The following is a 20,255-nucleotide window of genomic DNA, read 5'->3' as shown; positions in this document are numbered from 1 at the left end:
AGCATGCGAAAAGATCACTAAAAGATGTCACGCATAGTGATGGTAATTTGCTGTAGAGGATTCTTCTGAGGATTAAATGGAATCGAATTGGGAGAGGAGATCATTTCAAACTTGAGAGCATGTTTTTGTCATACGAACAGCATGAAGGTGCAGGGGAATAGTGAAGGAAGGGTCTGCGGGGAAATCTCCCCGCAGACCCTTCCTTTCCTCTATCAGTCTACTAATCTTCCGACAGAAATTCGAGTGCTGACAGGCATTGTTCCAACCCTAGACTCTAAATAGAAATCACAAACCCCCTTACTTCCTCCTATCAAATAACTCCTGAATCACCCTAGTAACTGTCCCTTTTTTCCCTTCGCTAATAAGGTGATTATCCACCCAATAAATCGGCATGATTTCCAATGTTGTACTTGTAATAAATAGTTCATCGGATTGGATCATTTCTTCTGGTGAAAAGTGCCTTTCAATTAATGGGATCCCTGCGTCTTCAGCTATGCTTTTCACAGCCATTCTCGTAATTCCAGATAAGATATGCTTTGAAAGCGGTGTGGTTATGATGGATGAATCTTGAACAATAAATACATTAGAGCTCGTCCCCTCTGTCACCTTGCCATTCCGTACAAGAACTGCCTCTAGAAACCCCTTCTCATGCGCAGTTTGTTTCGCAAGAATATTTGGCAGCAGGTTCAGTGACTTAATATAGCAGTTTTCCCATCGTTCATCAGGATGCAATGTGACGCCTGCCCCCTTTTCACCTACTGATGAAATATGTCGAAACGGCTTAGCTGTCATTGAAATGGATACAGGTCTTTCTGGGAATAGGTGATTTCTTGGTGCAATCCCTCTCGTAATTTGCACATACAGATCCAGGCTGCTTAACCCGCTCTTATGTATGAGGTTCCATATCGAATCTTTAAGCGTATCTTGATCAGAATCTACACATAATTTGATAGCAGCAGCGCTTTGATATAATCGTTCGATATGCTCATCCAGCATAAAGGGCTGCCCATTATACACTCTAATCACCTCATAAACCCCATCCCCAAACTGATGGCCACGCTCATCTATAGGTATGACGGGCTCATCACATGTAACGAAAGCTCCATTAAAATAGGCCGAAAACATCCTAGCTCCTCCCTTTAAGAGAATGACCCTATTAAAATATCATAAGGGATTGCTTCTCTTATTCTTCCTTTATTCCCTTCAGCAGCTACTGCCTTGCAAATAGAATTCCAGATCGCTTCCTCAACAGCATCAGCAGTCATTTCAAATAATTGCGAAATGGATGGGCCGTCTTCTCGCATAAATGTATACGGCATGTTTTCCTGATCAGCCGGGATGTCATGATACACCCGATGTGCAGTAGAAAAGGCAATTACAATATCCCCGCTTCCATGGGCTGCATAAGAGCCTGTCCTTGAAAGACCGAAAGAAGCACGTTTGGCTAACCGGCCCAGCTGCCTCTCATTTAGAGGCGCATCTGTTGCAATGATTATCATAATGGACCCATCAGGCATTTTCTCTCCTTCTTCTGCTAGCTCTAGCCATCCTCCATTCGGTCTGCGCAAATTCTTCTTTTCGCCAAAATTGCTGACTACTAATGATCCGACCGTGTAGCGTTGTTCTCCGAAGCATGCCACTCTTGAGCTAGTTCCAATCCCGCCCTTATAGCCGAAACATGACATGCCGGTTCCAGCCCCAACGCTCCCTTCCTCGACTGCGCCAGATTTCGCAGCAGAGATTGCTTGATATGCATGCTCTGGCCGAACATGCAGCCCGCGGATATCATTAAGATAGCCGTCATTGCATTCGCCAACAATGACATTAACTGTGCCTGCTGTATCGCCGATTTGCGGATTTTGTTCAAGAAGATACTGGATCGTTCCTTCCATAACAGCAGGAACTGAGAGAGTATTGGTCAAGAGAATAGGACTTTCTATAACTCCTAACTCTTGCAGCTGAATTGTACCTGCTGTTTTACCAAACCCATTTATTATGTAAGAGCTGCCTAGCACTTTTTCTTCGAACATACTTCCTGAGTGCGGAAGAATAGCAGTTACTCCAGTTTGCACCATACGGCCATCTTCTTTTCTCTCAGAAAGAGTAACATGTCCAACCTTGACGCCACGTATATCTGTAATAGAATTACATTCTCCGGTTTCAAATCTACCAATGGCTATGCCTAAATCACGAAGCCGAACTCTATTCATTCTTTACACCACCAAAATTGTTCTTGTAGTATATCTAGTTATTTTCCAGACGAAGCTTTTCTAAAAATAATTCCCCTTTTCTTGAAATCGTTGTTCCAGATCGCCCTTGACGGACATTCAATAATTCTAGCTGATTTAAAACTTCTAATCTTAATCGCAATTGCTGTTCGGTTAGAATGATCCCTTTGCTTTGAAGCATCTCTCTAACAACGGTACGGCCAAAGGATTTACGCTGTTTCTTCCCTTGCTCGAACACTTCAAGTATGGCTAAGCTTTCTTCTAAAAATCCATGCCCTTCAATGCTTACTACTAATTCATCTAATTCAGGCTCTGACAGTTCTTGAGGAGGGGCCAATTCTGCATTATTTTTTCGAAGTCTGCCTTTAATATAGAAAGGCAGTAATTCAAAAGATAACTTCTTTCCCTTTAAACAAGCCATGTATGAAACGGCATTAAATAGCTCTTTCACATTGCCAGGCCATGAATACTGCATTAACAGCTGAATCATATCTTGAGGAATATTTAAATCATTTCTCTGTAAGTGAGACTTTAAATAAATTTGTATAAGCGTTTCAAAATCTTCCTTTCTTTCTGAAAGAGAAGGAATCTTGCAAGTTAATGCAGCCAAGTAATAAAATAAATCCCTGCGAAATTTATTTTCATCTACCAATACAGAAAGGTCAGAATGACTAGTAGTGATCAATCTAACATCAATAGGAATAGGTAAATGGCCGCCAACCCTTATTATTTGTCCCTCTGCCAGCACCTGCAAAAGCCTGCCTTGCAGGGAAAGGGGGATTTCATCAATTTCTTCTATACATAATGTTCCCCCACTTGCCAGTTCAAACAAACCTGGGGAAATCTTTCCGTCCATCTCTGAACCAAATAAATCTCTTTCTAGCACATCCAATGGTCTTGCCGCACAATTAATGTTCAAATAAGGCCCTCTATTGACTGGTGAATCATTATGAATGGCTTGTGCAAGCATTCGTTTCCCAGTTCCGGTCTCGCCAAAAATATGAACAGGATCATGTAACCCTGCAAACTTCTTTAAAATGTATAATGCATCACTCATTGCCTGGCTATAAGCAATGACATCTTCAAAGTAATAGTTTGCCGTTTTACTTACTCTATGTTCATCCCATTTATTGAACGTAGAGTCGATCTTCAAATTCTTATTTTGATTAGATAGGGCCACTAAAGATTTCATATAACGGTTCGTTAGAAAGGATTTAGAAAAATCGAGCTCTAATATATCAAATATTTCAAAAATTGTATCTAGAGATATAAGTCTATATCCAATGTCAATAACCTCTGCCAGCCCCTCTGGGACAAGCTGCATTTCCCCTGGAGTTAATACAAAATCAAATTTTTCAGGTATGGAGGCGTCTGGATAATACGCATAATATTCATGTTCAAATACTACTTCCTTAAGAGATTGAATCGTTTCCTTTGTTGTCTGCTCCGTATCATTGACGACTAAGATTTTTTTCCCTTTTGGTGCAGATAGCAATTTTCCCATATTAACATAATTAAAACCTCTCTTACAGATAATATATCTACCCTCATCAGGCAAAAACGGGGTAACCAGCGGCAGAATAAAATCTGTGCCTAATAAAACAATTTCATCCTTTGAAATCTTCTCCCGCGCGAGATTTTTAATGGTTATTGGGCGTATTCGCACCAAATCTCCTGCCAATTCTGTCATTTGTTTCGATATGATTGACAGGTATTCATCCTGTATTGAAATAATTGTTATCGTTTTTTCAGCCAAGGCTTCTCACTCCTACTTATTGCTCATAAAGAAAGAATACCCCATTACTCATACAAATGACAGGCTGAAAAATGGCCAGGTTCAATTTCCTTTAGCTCAGGCACGACTGTTTTACAAATTTCCATACATGATTGACAACGAGGGTGAAAGGTACACCCAGATGGCGGGTTAGACGGGCTAGGTATATCCCCCTGCAAAACAATTCGTTCCCTTTTCACTCGAGGATTTGCCACAGGGACCGCGGACATTAGCGCTTTCGTGTATGGATGCAATGGATTGGCATATAATGACTCCTTGGGAGCAATTTCAACGATTCTTCCTAAGTACATCACACCCACACGATTACTAATATGTTCCACTACGCTTAAATCATGAGATATAAAGAGATAGGTTAAGCCAAACTCCTTTTGTAAATCCTGCATGAGATTCAGCACTTGAGACTGAATAGAAACATCTAATGCTGAAACCGGTTCGTCCGCAACAATTAGCTTGGGGTTCACCGCCAATGCTCTTGCAATTCCTATACGCTGCCGCTGGCCGCCGCTAAATTCATGTGCATAGCGATTAGAATGATAGGAGGTTAAACCCACATATTCCAGCAATTCATGTACTCGTTTTTCTCTCTCTTTCTTCGCCATCAGATTATGAACGATTAAAGGTTCTGCAATTAAATCCCCAATGGTCATTCTAGGATTTAAAGAAGCATATGGATCCTGAAAAATCATTTGCAGCTCTTTTCTCGTTTCACGCAATTGATTGTCATTTAATTTGCTGATATCTTTTCCGTTAAACCAGATTTCTCCCTCAGTAGGTGCCAGCAGCCTCATAACCATCCGGCCCGTTGTCGACTTTCCGCATCCGCTTTCCCCTACTAATCCCAGTGTTTCGCCTTTTTTAATCGATAGAGAGACTCCGTCTACCGCCCGTACATATGACTTTTTCTGGCCAAATAAACCTTTTCTAATGGGAAAATGTTTTTTTAAGCCTTTCGCTTCGATTAATAATTCACCCATTTATTTCGCCTCCCTTGCCATTTCATGCTGATATAGGAAACAGCGGCATTTATGCCCTTGTTCCATTTGAATCAATTCGGGATCTGCTTCTTTGCAGACTTCCATTACAGATGAACAACGCGGAGCAAACTTGCAGCCTGCAGGCATATTGGCTGGAGTAGGCACGTTTCCTGGAATAGAATCAAGACGATTCATTTTCTGGCCTAATTTTGGAATAGAGTTAAGCAGCCCTTGCGTATATGGATGCTTAGGATTTTCAAAGATTTCAATTACCTCCGCCTCCTCCACCACCTTGCCAGCATACATGACCACGACTCGATCACACATTTCGGCGACAACACCTAAGTCATGGGTAATTAGCATAATTGCCGTTCCTTTTTCTTCTTTCAATTTCTTCATAAGCTCTAGTATTTGAGCCTGAATCGTCACATCTAATGCAGTAGTAGGCTCATCCGCAATTAATAATGTAGGATCACAAGACATCGCCATAGCAATCATGATTCTTTGCCTCATTCCCCCTGATAATTGGTGCGGGTACTCATTAATAATTTCTTCTGCACGAGGGATGCCTACTAGCTTTAGCATTTTAATAACATGCTCTGCCGCCTTTTTTTTATCATATTTTAGATGCAGCTTCACAGCTTCAGCAATTTGCTCACCAATTGTATACACAGGATTCAACGAGGTCATAGGCTCTTGGAATATCATCGCAATTTCATTCCCGCGAACTTCTCTCATTTCTTTTTCAGACAAAGACAGAAGGTTTCTTTCCTTAAAGCGGATAGAACCATCTACTACTCTTCCTGGCGTGTGAGCAAGCAGTCCCATTACGGAGAGGGAGGTCACGCTTTTCCCGCATCCAGATTCACCTACAATGCCAAGTGTCTCCCCTTCATTGATAAAAAGATCTACGCCATTGACCGCAGGAACTTGACCATTGTCGACGAAAAAATACGTTTTTAAATTATCTATCTCCAACAGCTTATTATTCATACAATCGCTCCCTGTCTATTAGTCTTTCATCTTAGGATCGAGGGCATCACGCAATCCATCCCCCAGCAGATTAAATGCCAGTACAGTAACAAAAATAGCCAGCCCTGGATAAATCGTTACATGCGGCGCAGTATTCAGGAAGTCTCTTCCAGAACTAAGCATTGCACCCCACTCAGGTGACGGAGGCTGTGCACCTAATCCTAAGAAGCTGAGACTGGCTGCCGTCAAGATTGATGTACCAATCCGCATCGTGAAATACACAATGATACTCGATATCGTCCCAGGAAAAATATGCTTCCATATAATTCGTTTTGCTGGGGCCCCAATCGACCTGGCAGATTCCACATAAACCGTAGCTTTAATCGAAAGCGTACTGCTGCGGACAATCCGGGCAAAGGTTGGAATTCCAAAAACAGCAACCGCAATAATCACATTTCCTAAGCCCGGTCCTAAGATGGCAATGATTCCAATAGCAAGCAAGATTCCAGGAAAAGCGAATAACACATCGCAAAATCGCATGATCAAACTATCCAGCCTTCCCCCATAGTATCCGCTAACCAATCCCAAGACCGTCCCTGCAACTGCCCCTACAAACACAGAACTTAATCCAACAAAAAGGGAGATTCTAGTCCCTTCAATAATCCGGCTAAAGATATCTCTTCCAAATGCATCTGTCCCGGCTAAATGTTCAATTGATGGAGGGCTTAATATATTTTCATAGTCTGGTTCAACTGCCGAATAAGGCGCAATAATCGGACCCAATAGAGCAACCGCAAATAGAAAGATAATAAAACATGCCGCAATCATGGCCATTCGCTGTTTTTTAAATTTTCGCCAGAACACTAAAAATGGGGTTCGTGCCTTTTCCGCTTCGTGTCGAATAACTTGTTCTTCTGATTGAACAACTACAGTGCCATTTTCCAATTCGTTTCCCCCTCCTTACTACTCATAACGAATCTGCGGATTCATTACACCATACAAGATATCAACAATTAAATTGATTAAAATAAACTCTAATGCAAACAGCAGCATTTCCGCTTGAATGACAGGATAGTCCCGAAACGAGACAGAATCAATCAGCAGGCGGCCCAAGCCAGGCCAGCTGAAAACAGTTTCTACAACAATGGATCCGCCAAGCAGAAACCCAAACTGTAGACCTGTCATCGTAACAACTGGGATCATCGCGTTCTTTAACGCATGTTTCCATACGACCGCATTTTCCTTTAATCCTTTTGCTCTCCCAGTACGAATATAGTCTTCTCGTAAAATATCCATTAGGGAGGAACGGGTAAAACGTGCAATAACCGCTGCTACCCCTGCGCCTAGTGTAATAGAAGGCAATATATATCCAGTCCAAGAGTCATTTCCTCCAGTTGGAAACCAGCCTAGCTTAACGGAAAATAGCTGGATAAGCATTAAGCCAAGCCAAAAGGACGGCAATGAAATGCCAGATACAGCGCTGAACATCCCGGTATAATCTTGCCATTTATTCCGCTTTGTTGCTGAGATTACTCCAATTAGAAGACCAAATATAATAGCCCAGGCCATGCTCCAAACAGTCAGCCAAAATGTCGGCATGAATCTAGCGGCAATTTCTTCAAAAACAGGCCGCTTCGTTTTCATAGAAGTGCCGAGATCCCCCTGAACTAAATTGCTAATAAAATTGAAGTATTGTGATACAAGCGGTTTATCTAAACCTAATTCCTGACGCACAAGTTCTACATCCTGATAACTTGCATCCGGTCCAGCCACAAGCCTGGCTGGATCCCCAGGTATCATATGAACGAACAGAAAGATGAAAATAGAAACGATTAATAGAGTGGGGACAATTCCCACCAGCCGCTTAACGATGTACCGAAACATAGCCCGCCTCCTTCTCTTCTCCTTTATTTAGATGAATGAGCGCTAATTTATCATTAGCGCTCATCTTCAATTTCGTTATTGTTTTATTTCAGCTTCTCTTGCACTCATCGATCCGTCAGGAAGCAAGTAAACGCCTTGAAGATAGTTCTTCTTCCCTGCCATTGTATCTTCTACCGATAGAAATGCCCAAGGTGCATCTTCCCACATTATTTTCTGTACTTCTTCATAGGCTGCTTTACGCTTGTCTGGATCTGCTGTTTGCAGAGCTGCATTAATTAATTCGTCTGCCTCTTCATTTTGGTAATAGGAAACATTATAGGATTTAGGCGGAATTGAATCTCCGGCTAATAATGGACGAATTCCCCAATCCGCATCACCTGTTGAAGAGGACCATCCACCATAATAAAGCTCCACTTCAGCATCTGCTTCATTTTGCACAGACCAAATCTTGTCAGAAAGCGTGCCCGACTCCATTGGAACAACATTGACTTTAATGCCAACGAGGCTTAATTGCTGCTGAATAAACTCCATTGCTTTAATTGCATCCGAGTTATTTCCACCCCAGACAGTCGTTTCAAATCCATTTTCATAGCCAGCCTCTTTCAATAATGCTTTCGCTTTTTCTGGATCATATGTGTAAGGTGATTGTTTCGAGTAAAATTGGAGTCCCTCTGGGATAATGGAATCCATTTCACTTCCATATCCGCTGTATACCACCTTTATGAATGCCTCTTTATTAATTGCATAGTTTATTGCCTGGCGCACTTTGACATCATCAAATGGTTTCTTTGTCGTATTAATTGACATGTACCGTGCGACAATAGATGGTCTATTTTCAACCACAATTCCGTCTGTTCCATTTAATGATTCTGCCTGTTCAGTTGGAATTGGATAAATGAAATCAGCTTCTCCTGTTTGCAGCATGGCAACACGTGTACCATTTTCAGGTACAGGCTTGAATTTAATCCCATCTACCTTTGGCAAACCATCCTGCCAGTATTCAGGATTCTTTTCAACCGTTAAATGGTCACTTTGATCCCACTCAGAAAACTTAAATGGACCTGTCCCAACAGGATGCATGGCGATGTCTTTTCCATATTTATCAATAGCCGCTGGACTAACCATTCTTGCTGCAGGGTGAGCGAAATTATTCAGCATAGCCCCAAACGGTTCCTTTAAGGTAACTTTCACAGTATACTCATCTACTGCCTCTGTCTTTTCTACAAGTTCAAACATGCTGTAGCGTTTTAATTTGTTATCTGGATTAGAGACACGATCAATGTTTACTTTTACTGCTTCAGCATTGAATGGGGTTCCATCGTGGAACGTAACCCCTTCCTTTAATTTGAAGGTGAATACCTTTGCGTCATCACTAGCTTCATAGCTTTCGGCTAACACAGGAATCATTTTCATATCCTTATCAAAACCAACAAGACCCTCTAACATAGTCGATTGAATCGAACCTGATAACGTATCATTTGTGTCATGCGGATCCATACTTATGAGGTTATCCTTGATAGCAATAGTTATCGAGTTTCCTTCTTTTTTTGCAATCGGCTGTTCCCCGGAATCATTTGTACCTTTTTTCTGTGCTGATTCATTACTGGATTTTTCAGTACAGCCAGATAGGACAAGGAAGACTGCTAATAAAGTAGTTAATAAGGTTCCTACATACTTTCTTTTCAACATTTTGTATCCCCCTTACTCATTTTTATTTACAATAGTGCGCGTGCACTTTTCGTAACGTAAACGCTGGAACTAATTCACCAATACTTTCTTGGCGGGCATTTTTTAATACTGGCCGGTAATGATGCATCAAACGATTGATCTGATCCTCTCCCATTAAGCCAGCTTGTCTTAATGTTTCCAGTGCTGCAGGATACACGGCACGTCCATTCCCATCTTCCATCTTGATGGCTATCCCTATTCCAGTCTCTTTATCTCCAATTAAATAGACTCCTTCAGCACCTGCCTTGCCAAATAGGCGTCCATTGGATTCCTTCATGAAGTCTGTGCAAAATCTCCCGGTACCCCCAACCATTTCAGGATAATCCATCATCGCTTCAGTAATTCTATTAACAGCACTGGCTCTTTTCTCTCCTAAGGTTTTGGAATCAGCCATTCTAGCAAATCCATAAGCTAGCCTTTCTAGCGGCAGTGCATGTACAGGTACTCCGCATCCATCTGTTCCAATCTCGATCTTTTCCAGCGGGTAATCTGTTACTTCTGAAATGGTCTGCAAGATTCTTTGCTGTACTGGGTGATCTGGCAAATAATAATCTTCTACCGTTTCATCCATAAACTTAGCCGTGATCAGCATCCCTGAGTGCTTGCCTGAGCAATTGTTATATAAAGGAGTTAAGTCTTTTCCCTGAGCGAGTAAGCTCTTATATGTATCTTGCGCATGCGGGATATGCGTACCGCATTGTAAAGCTTCATCATTCATTCCGGCTCTTTTCAGAATAGACTGCACTCTGTCTGTATGCTGTGCCTCTCCGCTGTGTGATGCACAGCATAGAGATAAATCTGGTGCACTTAACTCGTAGTAGTCAGCAGCACCTGTTTCAACCACCGGAATTGCCTGAATGGGTTTAACCGAAGACCTTGCATAGGTAACCCTATAAGGATCTCCAGCTGAATAAAGCAGTTCACCCGTTGAATTAACTACCGCAATATGTCCACAATGTGAGCTTTCTATTCTTCTGCCACGGTATACATCTACTAGATTTGTAGAAGACATCTTTCCACCCCTTTTGACAATTTAGTCATTTCTGAATCTTTTGTTAAATTATATTTCATGAAACAACCTATTTCAACCTATTTTTTTAAAAATAAAGGAACTTAATTAACCCTTCTAGAATTAGAGAATATGACGCATCTTAATAAATAGGGTCTAATAGGAGGAATTCATGTTGAAAATCTTTATATCTGCGGACATAGAAGGTGTGGCTGGAGTCGTTCACCGTGAGCATACAGCTAGAGATGGAAAAGAACATGATCGTGCTAGAATGTTAATGACTCAAGAGGTAAATGCATGTATAGAAGGAGCTTTCGCTTGCGGGGCAGCTGAAATAGCCGTAAATGATTCACATGGTACGATGCGAAATTTAATTCCAGAGCTGATCCATCCAAAAGCAGAATATATAACAGGATCACCAAAAATGCTGGCCATGATGGAAGGCATTCATTCGGAATTCGACGCAGCCATCTTCTTAGGGTACCACTCAAGAATGGGGAATGAAGGGGTATTAAATCATACTTTTCACGGAGGAGTGATTCAGAATATCAGGATTAATCAAAGAGATATGGGCGAGTTTGCGCTTAACGCAGGGATATCTGGGTATTTTGGCGTTCCAGTTGTTTTGGTCACAGGCTGCCAGCATACAGCAAACGAGGCGCATGAATTCCTTCCTGGCATTGAAACAGCGATTGTCAAGCGCACGATTAATCGCCAATCGGCACGTCATTTAAGCCCGCAAAGTGCACAAACCTTAATAAAAGAGAAAACGATCACAGCCCTATCCAATCTCTCAAATTTTCAGCCGTTATTAATGAAGGGGCCTTTTCTAGTGGAAGTCACCTATCTCCATTCAGGATTAGCAGATGCAGCAGCAATCCTGCCAATTGCAGAAAAAGTAAATCCCATCACCCATCGCTTTCAAACAGATGATTTTATCACTGCCTTTCGATATATTCGCAGTTTAATTGCGATAGCCGGCTCATTAAGTTGAAAAAGAAGGAAGGTTCCCGCGTTTCAATTAGAAACTTGAGAACCTTCCCTTTGTTTATACAAAATCTCCTTTTATTTTCCCCGCACCCTGTCCTTTCCCACCCTTAACCCATATGTAACAAATAAAGGGTGGTGCATGTAAATGAATTTAAAATCAGGTCCAATCAAGCAGTTTGAGTCTTTTTCACAATTTAAGAACTTAGAGGAATTTAATACGCATATTGAAATGTGGATGTCGGTTCATAAGGACAAGCTTTCCAAGGGAGAGCGCGTCGGATTGAAGCGGCTTATTCGCTTTGCTGCGAAGGTGCCGGGTGTGTGCCATGCGAAAATTGGGACAGTTTTAAAGGCGATCCATGAGGAGTTCAACGGCAATGGGATTTCCCGCTCAACCTTCAAAAGGATGATTGTTAAAGTCACGGAACTTGGCATCTTAACCATCTATGAAACAGAGAGAAAGAATGGATCTCAGTCCAGCAACCTGTATGTGTTCAATCGTTTTCCCAACAATGAACCACCCAAGAAGGAGAAAATGGACCCCCTTAATAAAACTAGTAATCTTTCTAAAACTAATCATAACAATTTTAATAAACGTAACGCGGGTGATACGGTTCTAGACCACACCTTTACAAGTGACCGTGTGCCTAAAGCCTTTGTACAAGCGGTGAAGGTCTTTTTCCCTGAGGCAACATGCATTGAGGAATTCTGGAGAATGGCAAGCATAGCTGCTTATCGCAACAACCGGGAAACAGAAACGGAACAAGTACTATCTATCGCTATCCATTCCTTTAAACAGCTTATTCGAAAAATGAAAACAGCAGCCAAGATCTCCAAGCCTATTGCCTATTATTACGGCATTCTAGATAAGAAATTCAGAGATCTTTATTTCGAAGAGCTAGGCGAGCTGGACTTCCCTTCTAGCCTAGCTGCAAGAAGACCTCTACCCTCAAGCTGGCTGGATGAGCTCTTTCACTCTGTCATGTTCGATTCTTCTGCCCGATAAGCAACAAATCACCGTTCCATACATTTAGCATAAAACAGACCCAATTTCTTTAATATGTATTCAATATTCTCTTTTGATACGGCTTTATGAGCTTTCCCCCCTATTTTTGACTGTAAATATGGAATAGGGCTGTTCGCTGGTTCAAATGTATTTCGGTATGGTGTAGAAAACCCGGGAATACATGGCAAAGCGCGCTTTTGCGAAAGGATTTCTAATGGAAAGCTTTGAGCAGATTTCTAGTCAATATACACCAATGATTTACAAGATCATTTCGTCTTTGAATATTTACAAAAACAAGGATGAGTTTTTTCAGGTTGGGCTGATTGGGTTATGGGAGGCATATGAACAGTTTGATGAAAATAAGGGAAACTTCACGAGTTACGCTTATTCGTATATTAAAGGGAGACTGATGACGGAATTGTCGAGAATAAATAGACACGCAGAGAAGACGACCCCAGTAGAGGAGGAATTTTGGGAATATATCGAAGACGGGTTTAGATTCTGCTCCATGGATGAATCAATTCTGCTGTCCTATTGTCAGGCTGGAGAATTAACAGATAATCAAACCAAATGGGTCGTTTATACATTCTTAAAGGAACTAACTGTTATGGAAATTGCAGCAATTGAACAGGTTTCGCCTTCTGCGGTAAAAAGTTGGCGTAAAGGTGCGAAAGAAAAACTGCGGAAGGCATTAAGCAGCTATTAATCGTACTTTCATGGGGAGCAAGGTGCCTATACACTTGCTTCCTATAATGGTCTAGATTTGTCATAAGTATGTAACAATTGCCCAGGATCTCCTCTTAACTCTTATAAACCTATATATATCAATGTATACCGATGTTTACACTCCTCCATTTAACGCTTTTTCTGTCGGTCTTCTCCTTAGTTTTCCCCAAAGGAAACATATGGGAACTGCACGGTATTCCAAACATTGACAGATTGTGCTTCAATAGTCCTAAAAAAGTGACTATTTATGGAAGATTACAAATTAAAGTACATAGGCCCTACTTTAAAGCGATTAAGAAAAGCAAAGCTTTTAACACAGGAGGATCTTGCCGATAATAGTACTGTCCACAGAAAAACAATTAGTTTACTAGAAAACAATTTGCAAGAGCCGCTCCTAGGCACCATTAGTTCTCTCGCAGAAGGATTAGCCATCGATCTATCAGACTTTATTAAAGAAGTCGAAGAGGATGTACTCAATGGAAAGTATCGTTAATTAAAGGCAGATGCCTGCTAAAGGAGTCGATTTACTTGTTTATATTATCCCACTATATTATCAGGAAAGAGCTAATGTATATGAGAGGTATTTTTGACCGTCATGGAAAAATGTGCACACTCGTTAAAGAAACAAGGAAAACGTTTATCGTTGATCAATCCCCATTAGAGATTCTTGAAGAAAGCATTCGCCAGATTGGCTATAATCTAAGCGGTGCCATGGAGACCTCCAAGCTGCTGCTGGGAAATATCCATCATTGTCCCGTTCTAGTCAATCCGATTCAGCGAATTGTCCTATTTCCAACGAGATCACCTTTCCATGAAGGATGTATCTGGTTTAACCCCGCTCACACAAAACGAACAACAAGCCTCAACCGAAAAACTCACATCACGTTTAGCAACGGGAAAACCTTGATCTTCCCTGCGAAACTATCTTCCTTCAATTGTAAAATCAAACGAGCTGAGCAGCTTGAAGAGATAACTCGGGATTCTATTTTCATTATTTTGAATGGACAACGTTCTCCTTTTAAAAAAAGGAAGAGTAGGAAATGATCTTTTGCCTTAATTGTACTTTAGATTATCATTCTTGAGCTCTCTATCTTTAAACAATAGTCCCTTTTTTTGAACTAATATTTCGAGCTGCTACTGATCAAACGTTTGATTGAATTTATTACTTAGGATACTTCAAGCAATTTCCCTTTATCTATGCTTCCGGCATTCTTTTTTTAAAATCACAAAAGGAAAGACCCTGCAGAGATTTCTCTCTACAAGACTTTCCTTCTAAATCCGGTGGGGAAATAAAACTGCAAAAATACTCACAACAACTGGAGGGTTACAGGAGACCCTTCTTAGTGAGTAGGAGCTTTTTTCTCTTATACTTTTTTATTTTAATTTCCTTTCAGATTTAAAAGGTTTTTTAATTTCATCGATAAATGCTACGATAATGGTCACTATAGTTGTATAAATTTGTTCTTCTGATGTTGGAGTAGGTAAGAAAAAAGTAATAACTACACCACTCAATAAAAAGATACCAAGTTTATCTACTTTTTGTTTTATGGTTGTATTTTCAATTAGTACTAAGCCTAACGTTATAATAATTAAACAGGGGTAATTAGGAAACCAGATTATTAATAAAAAGGAAATAATGATCGCTAACCGAAATAATTTATTTGTCTCTGAGTTTAATTTCATGATAGTTCCCCTCCTTAAAACTTATTATCGATTTTTATACTAGATTGATTAAAAAGTATTTACTTTCTTTTTTATAGTTATTACGAAAGATACACTAACATCCTTCTATTTGGTTATTATTGTAAGTTACTATTTTAGTATAGATTAATTGTAAAATATTGTAAATATTTGCATATTTTCAGCTATAGACAATACTAGAATAGGAAATTCAAATTGATAATATTGTTCATTAATCCCAACAAAAGAAATTACTGATCTACAACAAAGTATTCCTATAATAAAAAGCCCCATTTCTCAGTTTTAATAGAGAAATAGGGCTTTTTCCTTACGATTGAGTTGAATTTGTTTGTATATTAAACTTCGAGACATTTTCCTGCATTTTTTTAGCTAATTGTGCTAATGATTCACTGGAATTGGCAATTTCATAAATAGAGTTTGTTTGACTTTGTAAATATGCGGCAGCTTCTTCCGTACCGGCAGCATTTTCTTCCGAGATGGCAGATAGGCTTTGTAAAATATCTATTACTCCGTCTTTCTTTACATCCATATTGTTGCCTAAGTTATATAAATCTCCAATTACTGTTTTTATTTTTTCAATAGAATCCGCAACGTCTTCGAATTTGCCATTCGTAGTTGCCACACTTGCAGCCTGTGAATGGACAATATTATTCACTTCTTGGATCGTTTGTACGGCTTGTCCAGTTTTTCCTGTTAAATCTCCTATAACAGAAGCGATTTCCTTAGTAAATTGATTAGATTGTTCTGCCAACTTGCGTATTTCGTCAGCAACAACAGCAAACCCTTTCCCTGCTTCACCCGCTCTAGATGCTTCAATCGCTGCATTTAATGCTAATAGATTTGTTTGTTCCGAGATGGTCCGTATCATCTGGCTTGCATTTTGAATTTTTCCAGCGCTTTCATTCGTCGTGAGAATGATATCATATATTACTTTTGCTGCATGATTATTTTCTTCTGTTTTAGCAACAAGCTCTTTTAATATGAGTAAGCTTTCATCCTTTATGTTGCTTACTTCATCTACAAATTTATTCAGGTTTTCTAAATAGACCTGATTATTTTCAATTAACTCGCCTAATTCTCCAATACTTTCAGTCCCGCATTCAGTATCTTTCGCTTGTTCCACAGCACCCTTAGCAATGTCTTCCACAGCAGATGATAAATCCTTTGAAGACTCTAAAGAAATACTGGTTGCTTCTTTAAGTTCTTCTGATGATGAAGTAACCAAATTCGAAGTTAAGCTGATTTCATTAAGCAAATCAACAAAGTGATTCTGCATCTCATTCAAGGCATGCGTGAGCTTGCCTACTTCATCGTTTCTGCTTGTATATTTACTGTTGATTAGCTCGGTAAATTCTCCCTTTCCCATTTCATTGCATTTATCCACTGCTAACAGCAAAGGTTTGAACATTTTATTTAAAATAAAGATCATTAGAATAATGAATAAAAGACAGCCAATAGCAACTGTAATCATTTCCCGTGTTAAAATTTCATTCGTTACCTTTGTAATATCCCCCTCAAATATCCCTACATCCATGGAACCGTAAAGCGTATCATTTATGTAAATCGGTACCATTATATCGAAAGTCCAGCTTTTCTGAACATCAGCATAAAATCTGCTTGTCATCGTCTTCCCATTTTTTGCTCCATCTACAGAGTAGGCATCATCTTCATAGCTTTTACCAATCTTCTCCTTATCACTGTGAGCAATTGCGGTGACATTATTATCAATAACAACAGCATATGCAATTCCATTTTGTTTCACTTTGTTTTCAACAAAACTTTGCAATTCCTCAGTGGGATTAGACGCAGAAACTAGAATGTCCTCTGCTTGACGCGCAATTTCATTGACCTGCTGTACACTCTTTTCTAAAAGCGCATCCGAAACATTCTCTTTAACTGTCTTGATATTCAGATAGGAACTAATACTAATAATTGAAATAAATAGCAAAAGAGATATACCGATAATCCGATTTTTCAAGCTTCCTTTTTTAACTTTACCACTTGGTTGTTGATTCATAGATGCACCTTCTTTTCTTATTATTCTTATAGTTTCAATTAATTATAGTTCTTTAGATATAGAGAAATCAATCGCATTTCGAATTGGGCTAAATTACCAGATGGAATGCCATTCCTGCTCCTTTACCAATTATATTCATTAGGCTCTGTTATAACTGATTGTTGATTTTTTAAAAAATAAACGGAAAAATTCTGTCTAAATTGAGAAATACCGATATTTCCCTAAAAATAAGCGGAATTTTTCCGTTTATAGGATCCAAATCGCTGGATTTTGTCTAATTTAGAGGAATTTCTCCGCTTATATCTGCTCCTTAAGCTTCCTCTCTATATATTAGACGGAAATTTTCCGCTTAATGAATTCTCATACTTACACAAAAGTCAACAATGAGAAATAACAGAGCCATTCATTAAAGGAATTTTCGTTATTAATAAGGGATAAGGTAAATTTTATACTTCATATTGTTATTACAAACACTTCTTTGAAAGTAAAAAACTGTCTAACCAAATTTATTATTAGTTAGACAGTTTTTATTGATAGTATCATTCCATCCTGTTTGTTTTAGAGTTTAAACTTGGAAATCAGTGTGTTTAATTCTTCTGACATAGAAGAAAGGGATTTGGCTGATACAGAAATATCCTCCATTGTAGCTAACTGTTCCTCTGATGATGCGGCTACTTCTTCCGACATCGCTGCATTTCCTTGTGCAATGGCAGACATCTCATTCGCTGTGGAAGTAATTTCTTGAATAGCTGCTGACATTTGTTGGGCAGTAGCTGAGATATCCTCCATTTGTGGAGTAACTTCTTTTGTACTTTGAAGAATGAGATTAAATTTCTCAATCGCTTCATGGGATACTTCTACCCCTGTCTGGACATCATCTGTCACACGAGCCATGATTTGAACAGAGCTTTCTGTATCTCTTTGAATTCCTTGGATAATCTCATTGATTTGTCCCGCAGAGCTTTGGGATTGTTCCGCAAGTTTTCGCACTTCATCCGCCACAACCGCGAATCCCTTTCCATGCTCCCCAGCCCTTGCTGCTTCTATCGCTGCGTTTAAAGCAAGAAGATTGGTTTGTTCCGAAATTCCTGTAATTACATCCAAAATAGACCTGACCTCTTTAGAACGTTCATGCAAAGATGTAATCATTTTATTTGATTCCTTTACGGAGTCATGAATAGAATTCATTTGAGCCACCGTATTCGTGACTGCCTGTCCTCCCATTTCTGCTTGAACCGTTGTATGATTAGAAAGTTCGGAAACCTTCATCGAATGGGATGCAATAAGAACGGCATTTTCAGAGGCTCCGGCTAATACTTTTGCAATTTGTTCGACTCCATCTGTTTGTTTTTCCGCACTGCTAGCAACCTCTTGAATCGAAGCGGCTACCTGTTCTGTAGCATTTGCTGTTTGTTCCGCACTTGCAGTCAGTTCTTCTGCAGAAGCTGAAACCTGTTCAGCATGCTGTCCAACTTCCTGAACTAAGACACTGAGGCTTTTCTGCATATCATTAAAAGCCATTCCTAATTGACCAATCTCATCATTGGATTCAACAGCAACATGCTGGGTTAAATCTCCTTTACTAATGGTAATCGCCGTTTCTTTTAACTCCTTAATCGGTTTAATAATCGATTTGATAATAAATAAAACAACAAATGCACCAATTACTAAAGCAACTGCGATAACTAATATTGTTTTTTGAAAAATGGGTGCAGCTGCAGCACTAATCTCTGCAGTATAAAGACTTCCGCCGATTTTCCATCCTGTCATCTCGTTGGTCACAAAATTCATTACTTTATTTTTACCATCTAGCACATAGTCAAACTGATCTTCCTCTTGCTCAAACATTTTATTGTAAAAGCCTTCTTTCGCTTCATCTCCAGCGCTGTTTGTCGGATGTGCAATGAATTTTTTATTTTCATCTAGAATCAGTGCATATCCCTCTTCACCAACCTTTATTTGCTTTGTAAGCTCTTGCAGGTAACTTAAACGGATATCAACACCCAATACACCTGATCCATCTTTTGTTGTTTTAGATACCGTTACGACCATATCTCCTGTACTTGCAGCAATGTAAGGAGCTGAAATGACTACTTCGCCCTTTTTCTCAATCGATTCTTTATACCAATCTCTTTTTCTTGGATCATAATCATCCGGCATCTTTACTTTCGGTTCTCGTATAAATAATCCTTCATCCGTACCAACATACATGCTTAGAGCTTCTGGGTGCAATTGTACATACTGTTCTAATTTTTCACGTATGTCGGGACTGCTTGCCCCTTCATACAATAGTGATGTGACCGATTCTGACAAAAACTTAACATCATGCACTTTAGGCTGCAGGGTGTCATCAATTGTCAGATTTAATAAATCAAGACTCTCCGCAATTCCATCTAATACCTGATGTTCAACTGCATCTCTTGCCGTTATATAAGCGATTGAACCAATACTAATGGCAGGAATAATCAGTATGAGGGCAAAAGCTGCTATTAGTTTTGTCTTTATATTTCTAAAGTTGTTTTTTATCATAAGGGGCCTCTTTTCGATTTCAATTTCGTCCATGTACTTTCTTACCTATTTTCAGAAACATTTATCAGTTTAGCTGCCAAACTATACAATAGTTTGAAAAGATCTAAGTGAATCCTAATTAACACTGTCATTTTTGAATCCATATACAATCTCGTGATATCGTTCTCTTTTTAAAATAAAAAACTATTCTCGGTATCGTGAATAGCCAAAGATTTTAAATAAATAATTATCAAAGGTTTGATACCAAGCAGTTATTTGCTTACAAGGCATACGCTTAACTCAAATGTTATATACAGCATCACTTATCATGAGTCTTTATCCCTATAAAAATATAGGTATAATTAACCATTAATAGAAGTATAAACTGGCTTTCCTGATTTTTCAACAAGTTTCAATACACTTATCTAATAAAATACTTATCTTATTAGGTAAGTAGTGAAAAAGATATATTCAATGAATGCTACTTTGGTTTAGAAGTCTCTCAATCTTTTGTATTTTCCTGAAATGGTCTCCATGTGAACACACTCCTATGAAATCAAACAATTTTTTTCACTTTGTCAAAATACATGGGTTATTTGTCTTTTATTTTTGTGAAAAAGTAGAAAAAAGGAGAAATAATACAAAAAATGGAGAATTTTAGGTAATTCATGGAAGATTTCGAGAATAACCCCCAAATATAGTAGTTTTTGGTTTTTT

General features: G+C 39.3%; 17 protein-coding genes. 5 read left to right on the top strand and 12 right to left on the bottom strand.

Features of this window, described 5'->3' with window-relative positions:
• Positions 1-297: 297 nt before the first annotated feature.
• The 9 genes from dat to C1726_RS13840 form a co-directional block, all read right to left on the bottom strand.
• On the bottom strand, positions 298-1,125 hold the full coding sequence (gene dat / locus C1726_RS13880; protein ID WP_102273699.1) for a D-amino-acid transaminase: 828 nt from the start codon (positions 1,123-1,125) through the stop codon (positions 298-300).
• Between the two features lie 14 nt (positions 1,126-1,139).
• Entirely contained in the window at positions 1,140-2,210 is a 1,071-nt protein-coding gene (locus C1726_RS13875; protein ID WP_102273698.1) for a DmpA family aminopeptidase, read from the bottom strand.
• A gap of 34 nt (positions 2,211-2,244) precedes the next feature.
• Positions 2,245-3,984, bottom strand: coding sequence for a sigma 54-interacting transcriptional regulator (locus C1726_RS13870; protein ID WP_102273697.1), 1,740 nt, complete (start codon positions 3,982-3,984; stop codon positions 2,245-2,247).
• A 44-nt stretch (positions 3,985-4,028) separates the two neighbouring features.
• A complete protein-coding gene (locus C1726_RS13865) occupies positions 4,029-4,997 on the bottom strand; it encodes an ABC transporter ATP-binding protein (protein WP_102273696.1) in 969 nt (322 codons plus the stop codon).
• Positions 4,998-5,990: an ABC transporter ATP-binding protein gene (locus tag C1726_RS13860; RefSeq protein ID WP_102273695.1), complete on the bottom strand. Its 993-nt coding sequence runs from the start codon at positions 5,988-5,990 to the stop codon at positions 4,998-5,000. It abuts the gene before it with no gap.
• A gap of 18 nt (positions 5,991-6,008) precedes the next feature.
• A complete protein-coding gene (locus tag C1726_RS13855) occupies positions 6,009-6,914 on the bottom strand; it encodes an ABC transporter permease subunit (protein WP_102273694.1) in 906 nt (301 codons plus the stop codon).
• Between the two features lie 18 nt (positions 6,915-6,932).
• Complete coding sequence (gene gsiC, locus C1726_RS13850) at positions 6,933-7,853, bottom strand: glutathione ABC transporter permease GsiC (RefSeq protein WP_102273693.1); 921 nt, start codon at positions 7,851-7,853, stop codon at positions 6,933-6,935.
• Positions 7,854-7,928: 75 nt separating this feature from the next.
• Entirely contained in the window at positions 7,929-9,542 is a 1,614-nt protein-coding gene (gene gsiB, locus C1726_RS13845; RefSeq protein WP_102273692.1) for a glutathione ABC transporter substrate-binding protein GsiB, read from the bottom strand.
• Between the two features lie 22 nt (positions 9,543-9,564).
• Complete coding sequence (locus tag C1726_RS13840) at positions 9,565-10,593, bottom strand: asparaginase (protein WP_102273691.1); 1,029 nt, start codon at positions 10,591-10,593, stop codon at positions 9,565-9,567.
• Positions 10,594-10,765: 172 nt separating this feature from the next.
• On the opposite strand from C1726_RS13840, the gene C1726_RS13835 reads away from it, so the two are divergent.
• From C1726_RS13835 to C1726_RS13815, 5 genes are all read left to right on the top strand, one after another.
• Positions 10,766-11,584: a M55 family metallopeptidase gene (locus C1726_RS13835; protein WP_102275808.1), complete on the top strand. Its 819-nt coding sequence runs from the start codon at positions 10,766-10,768 to the stop codon at positions 11,582-11,584.
• A 141-nt stretch (positions 11,585-11,725) separates the two neighbouring features.
• Entirely contained in the window at positions 11,726-12,586 is an 861-nt protein-coding gene (locus C1726_RS13830) for a hypothetical protein (RefSeq protein WP_235822779.1), read from the top strand.
• Positions 12,587-12,800: 214 nt separating this feature from the next.
• The gene (locus C1726_RS13825; protein ID WP_102275807.1) at positions 12,801-13,292 is read left to right on the top strand and encodes a sigma-70 family RNA polymerase sigma factor; all 492 of its coding nucleotides are present in this window, start codon (positions 12,801-12,803) and stop codon (positions 13,290-13,292) included.
• 267 nt (positions 13,293-13,559) lie between these two features.
• Positions 13,560-13,805, top strand: a complete 246-nt coding sequence (locus tag C1726_RS13820; RefSeq protein ID WP_102273690.1) for a helix-turn-helix domain-containing protein — start codon at positions 13,560-13,562, stop codon at positions 13,803-13,805.
• A 35-nt stretch (positions 13,806-13,840) separates the two neighbouring features.
• Entirely contained in the window at positions 13,841-14,356 is a 516-nt protein-coding gene (locus C1726_RS13815; RefSeq protein ID WP_102273689.1) for a competence protein ComK, read from the top strand.
• A 330-nt stretch (positions 14,357-14,686) separates the two neighbouring features.
• Here the strand turns inward: C1726_RS13815 and C1726_RS13810 are convergent, their stop codons facing one another.
• The 3 genes from C1726_RS13810 to C1726_RS13800 all read right to left on the bottom strand — a co-directional run bounded on the left by C1726_RS13810 (position 14,687) and on the right by C1726_RS13800 (position 19,559).
• A complete protein-coding gene (locus tag C1726_RS13810) occupies positions 14,687-14,995 on the bottom strand; it encodes a hypothetical protein (protein WP_102273688.1) in 309 nt (102 codons plus the stop codon).
• 325 nt (positions 14,996-15,320) lie between these two features.
• Positions 15,321-17,030 (bottom strand): methyl-accepting chemotaxis protein, encoded by a 1,710-nt coding sequence (locus C1726_RS13805; RefSeq protein ID WP_102273687.1) that lies wholly within the window; start codon positions 17,028-17,030, stop codon positions 15,321-15,323.
• 558 nt (positions 17,031-17,588) lie between these two features.
• The gene (locus tag C1726_RS13800; RefSeq protein ID WP_102273686.1) at positions 17,589-19,559 is read right to left on the bottom strand and encodes a methyl-accepting chemotaxis protein; all 1,971 of its coding nucleotides are present in this window, start codon (positions 19,557-19,559) and stop codon (positions 17,589-17,591) included.
• Between the last annotated feature and the right edge of the window lie 696 nt (positions 19,560-20,255).

The organism is Cytobacillus massiliigabonensis, from assembly GCF_900199725.1.
Lineage (GTDB): Bacteria > Bacillota > Bacilli > Bacillales > Cytobacillaceae > Cytobacillus > Cytobacillus massiliigabonensis.
Note: the sequence above shows the minus strand (reverse complement) of the source record. Positions and strands in the feature narration are given on the sequence as shown.

What these genes read in the sequence shown, in the direction of transcription:
- dat (WP_102273699.1), bottom strand. Translation starts at nt 1,125, where the DNA reads ATGTTTTCGGCCTATTTTAATGGAGCTTTCGTTACATGTGATGAGCCC.
- C1726_RS13875 (WP_102273698.1), bottom strand. Translation starts at nt 2,210, where the DNA reads ATGAATAGAGTTCGGCTTCGTGATTTAGGCATAGCCATTGGTAGATTT.
- C1726_RS13865 (WP_102273696.1), bottom strand. Translation starts at nt 4,997, where the DNA reads ATGGGTGAATTATTAATCGAAGCGAAAGGCTTAAAAAAACATTTTCCC.
- C1726_RS13860 (WP_102273695.1), bottom strand. Translation starts at nt 5,990, where the DNA reads ATGAATAATAAGCTGTTGGAGATAGATAATTTAAAAACGTATTTTTTC.
- gsiC (WP_102273693.1), bottom strand. Translation starts at nt 7,853, where the DNA reads ATGTTTCGGTACATCGTTAAGCGGCTGGTGGGAATTGTCCCCACTCTA.
- gsiB (WP_102273692.1), bottom strand. Translation starts at nt 9,542, where the DNA reads ATGTTGAAAAGAAAGTATGTAGGAACCTTATTAACTACTTTATTAGCA.
- C1726_RS13840 (WP_102273691.1), bottom strand. Translation starts at nt 10,593, where the DNA reads ATGTCTTCTACAAATCTAGTAGATGTATACCGTGGCAGAAGAATAGAA.
- C1726_RS13830 (WP_235822779.1), top strand. Translation starts at nt 11,726, where the DNA reads ATGAATTTAAAATCAGGTCCAATCAAGCAGTTTGAGTCTTTTTCACAA.
- C1726_RS13825 (WP_102275807.1), top strand. Translation starts at nt 12,801, where the DNA reads ATGGAAAGCTTTGAGCAGATTTCTAGTCAATATACACCAATGATTTAC.
- C1726_RS13820 (WP_102273690.1), top strand. Translation starts at nt 13,560, where the DNA reads ATGGAAGATTACAAATTAAAGTACATAGGCCCTACTTTAAAGCGATTA.
- C1726_RS13810 (WP_102273688.1), bottom strand. Translation starts at nt 14,995, where the DNA reads ATGAAATTAAACTCAGAGACAAATAAATTATTTCGGTTAGCGATCATT.
- C1726_RS13805 (WP_102273687.1), bottom strand. Translation starts at nt 17,030, where the DNA reads ATGAATCAACAACCAAGTGGTAAAGTTAAAAAAGGAAGCTTGAAAAAT.
- C1726_RS13800 (WP_102273686.1), bottom strand. Translation starts at nt 19,559, where the DNA reads ATGATAAAAAACAACTTTAGAAATATAAAGACAAAACTAATAGCAGCT.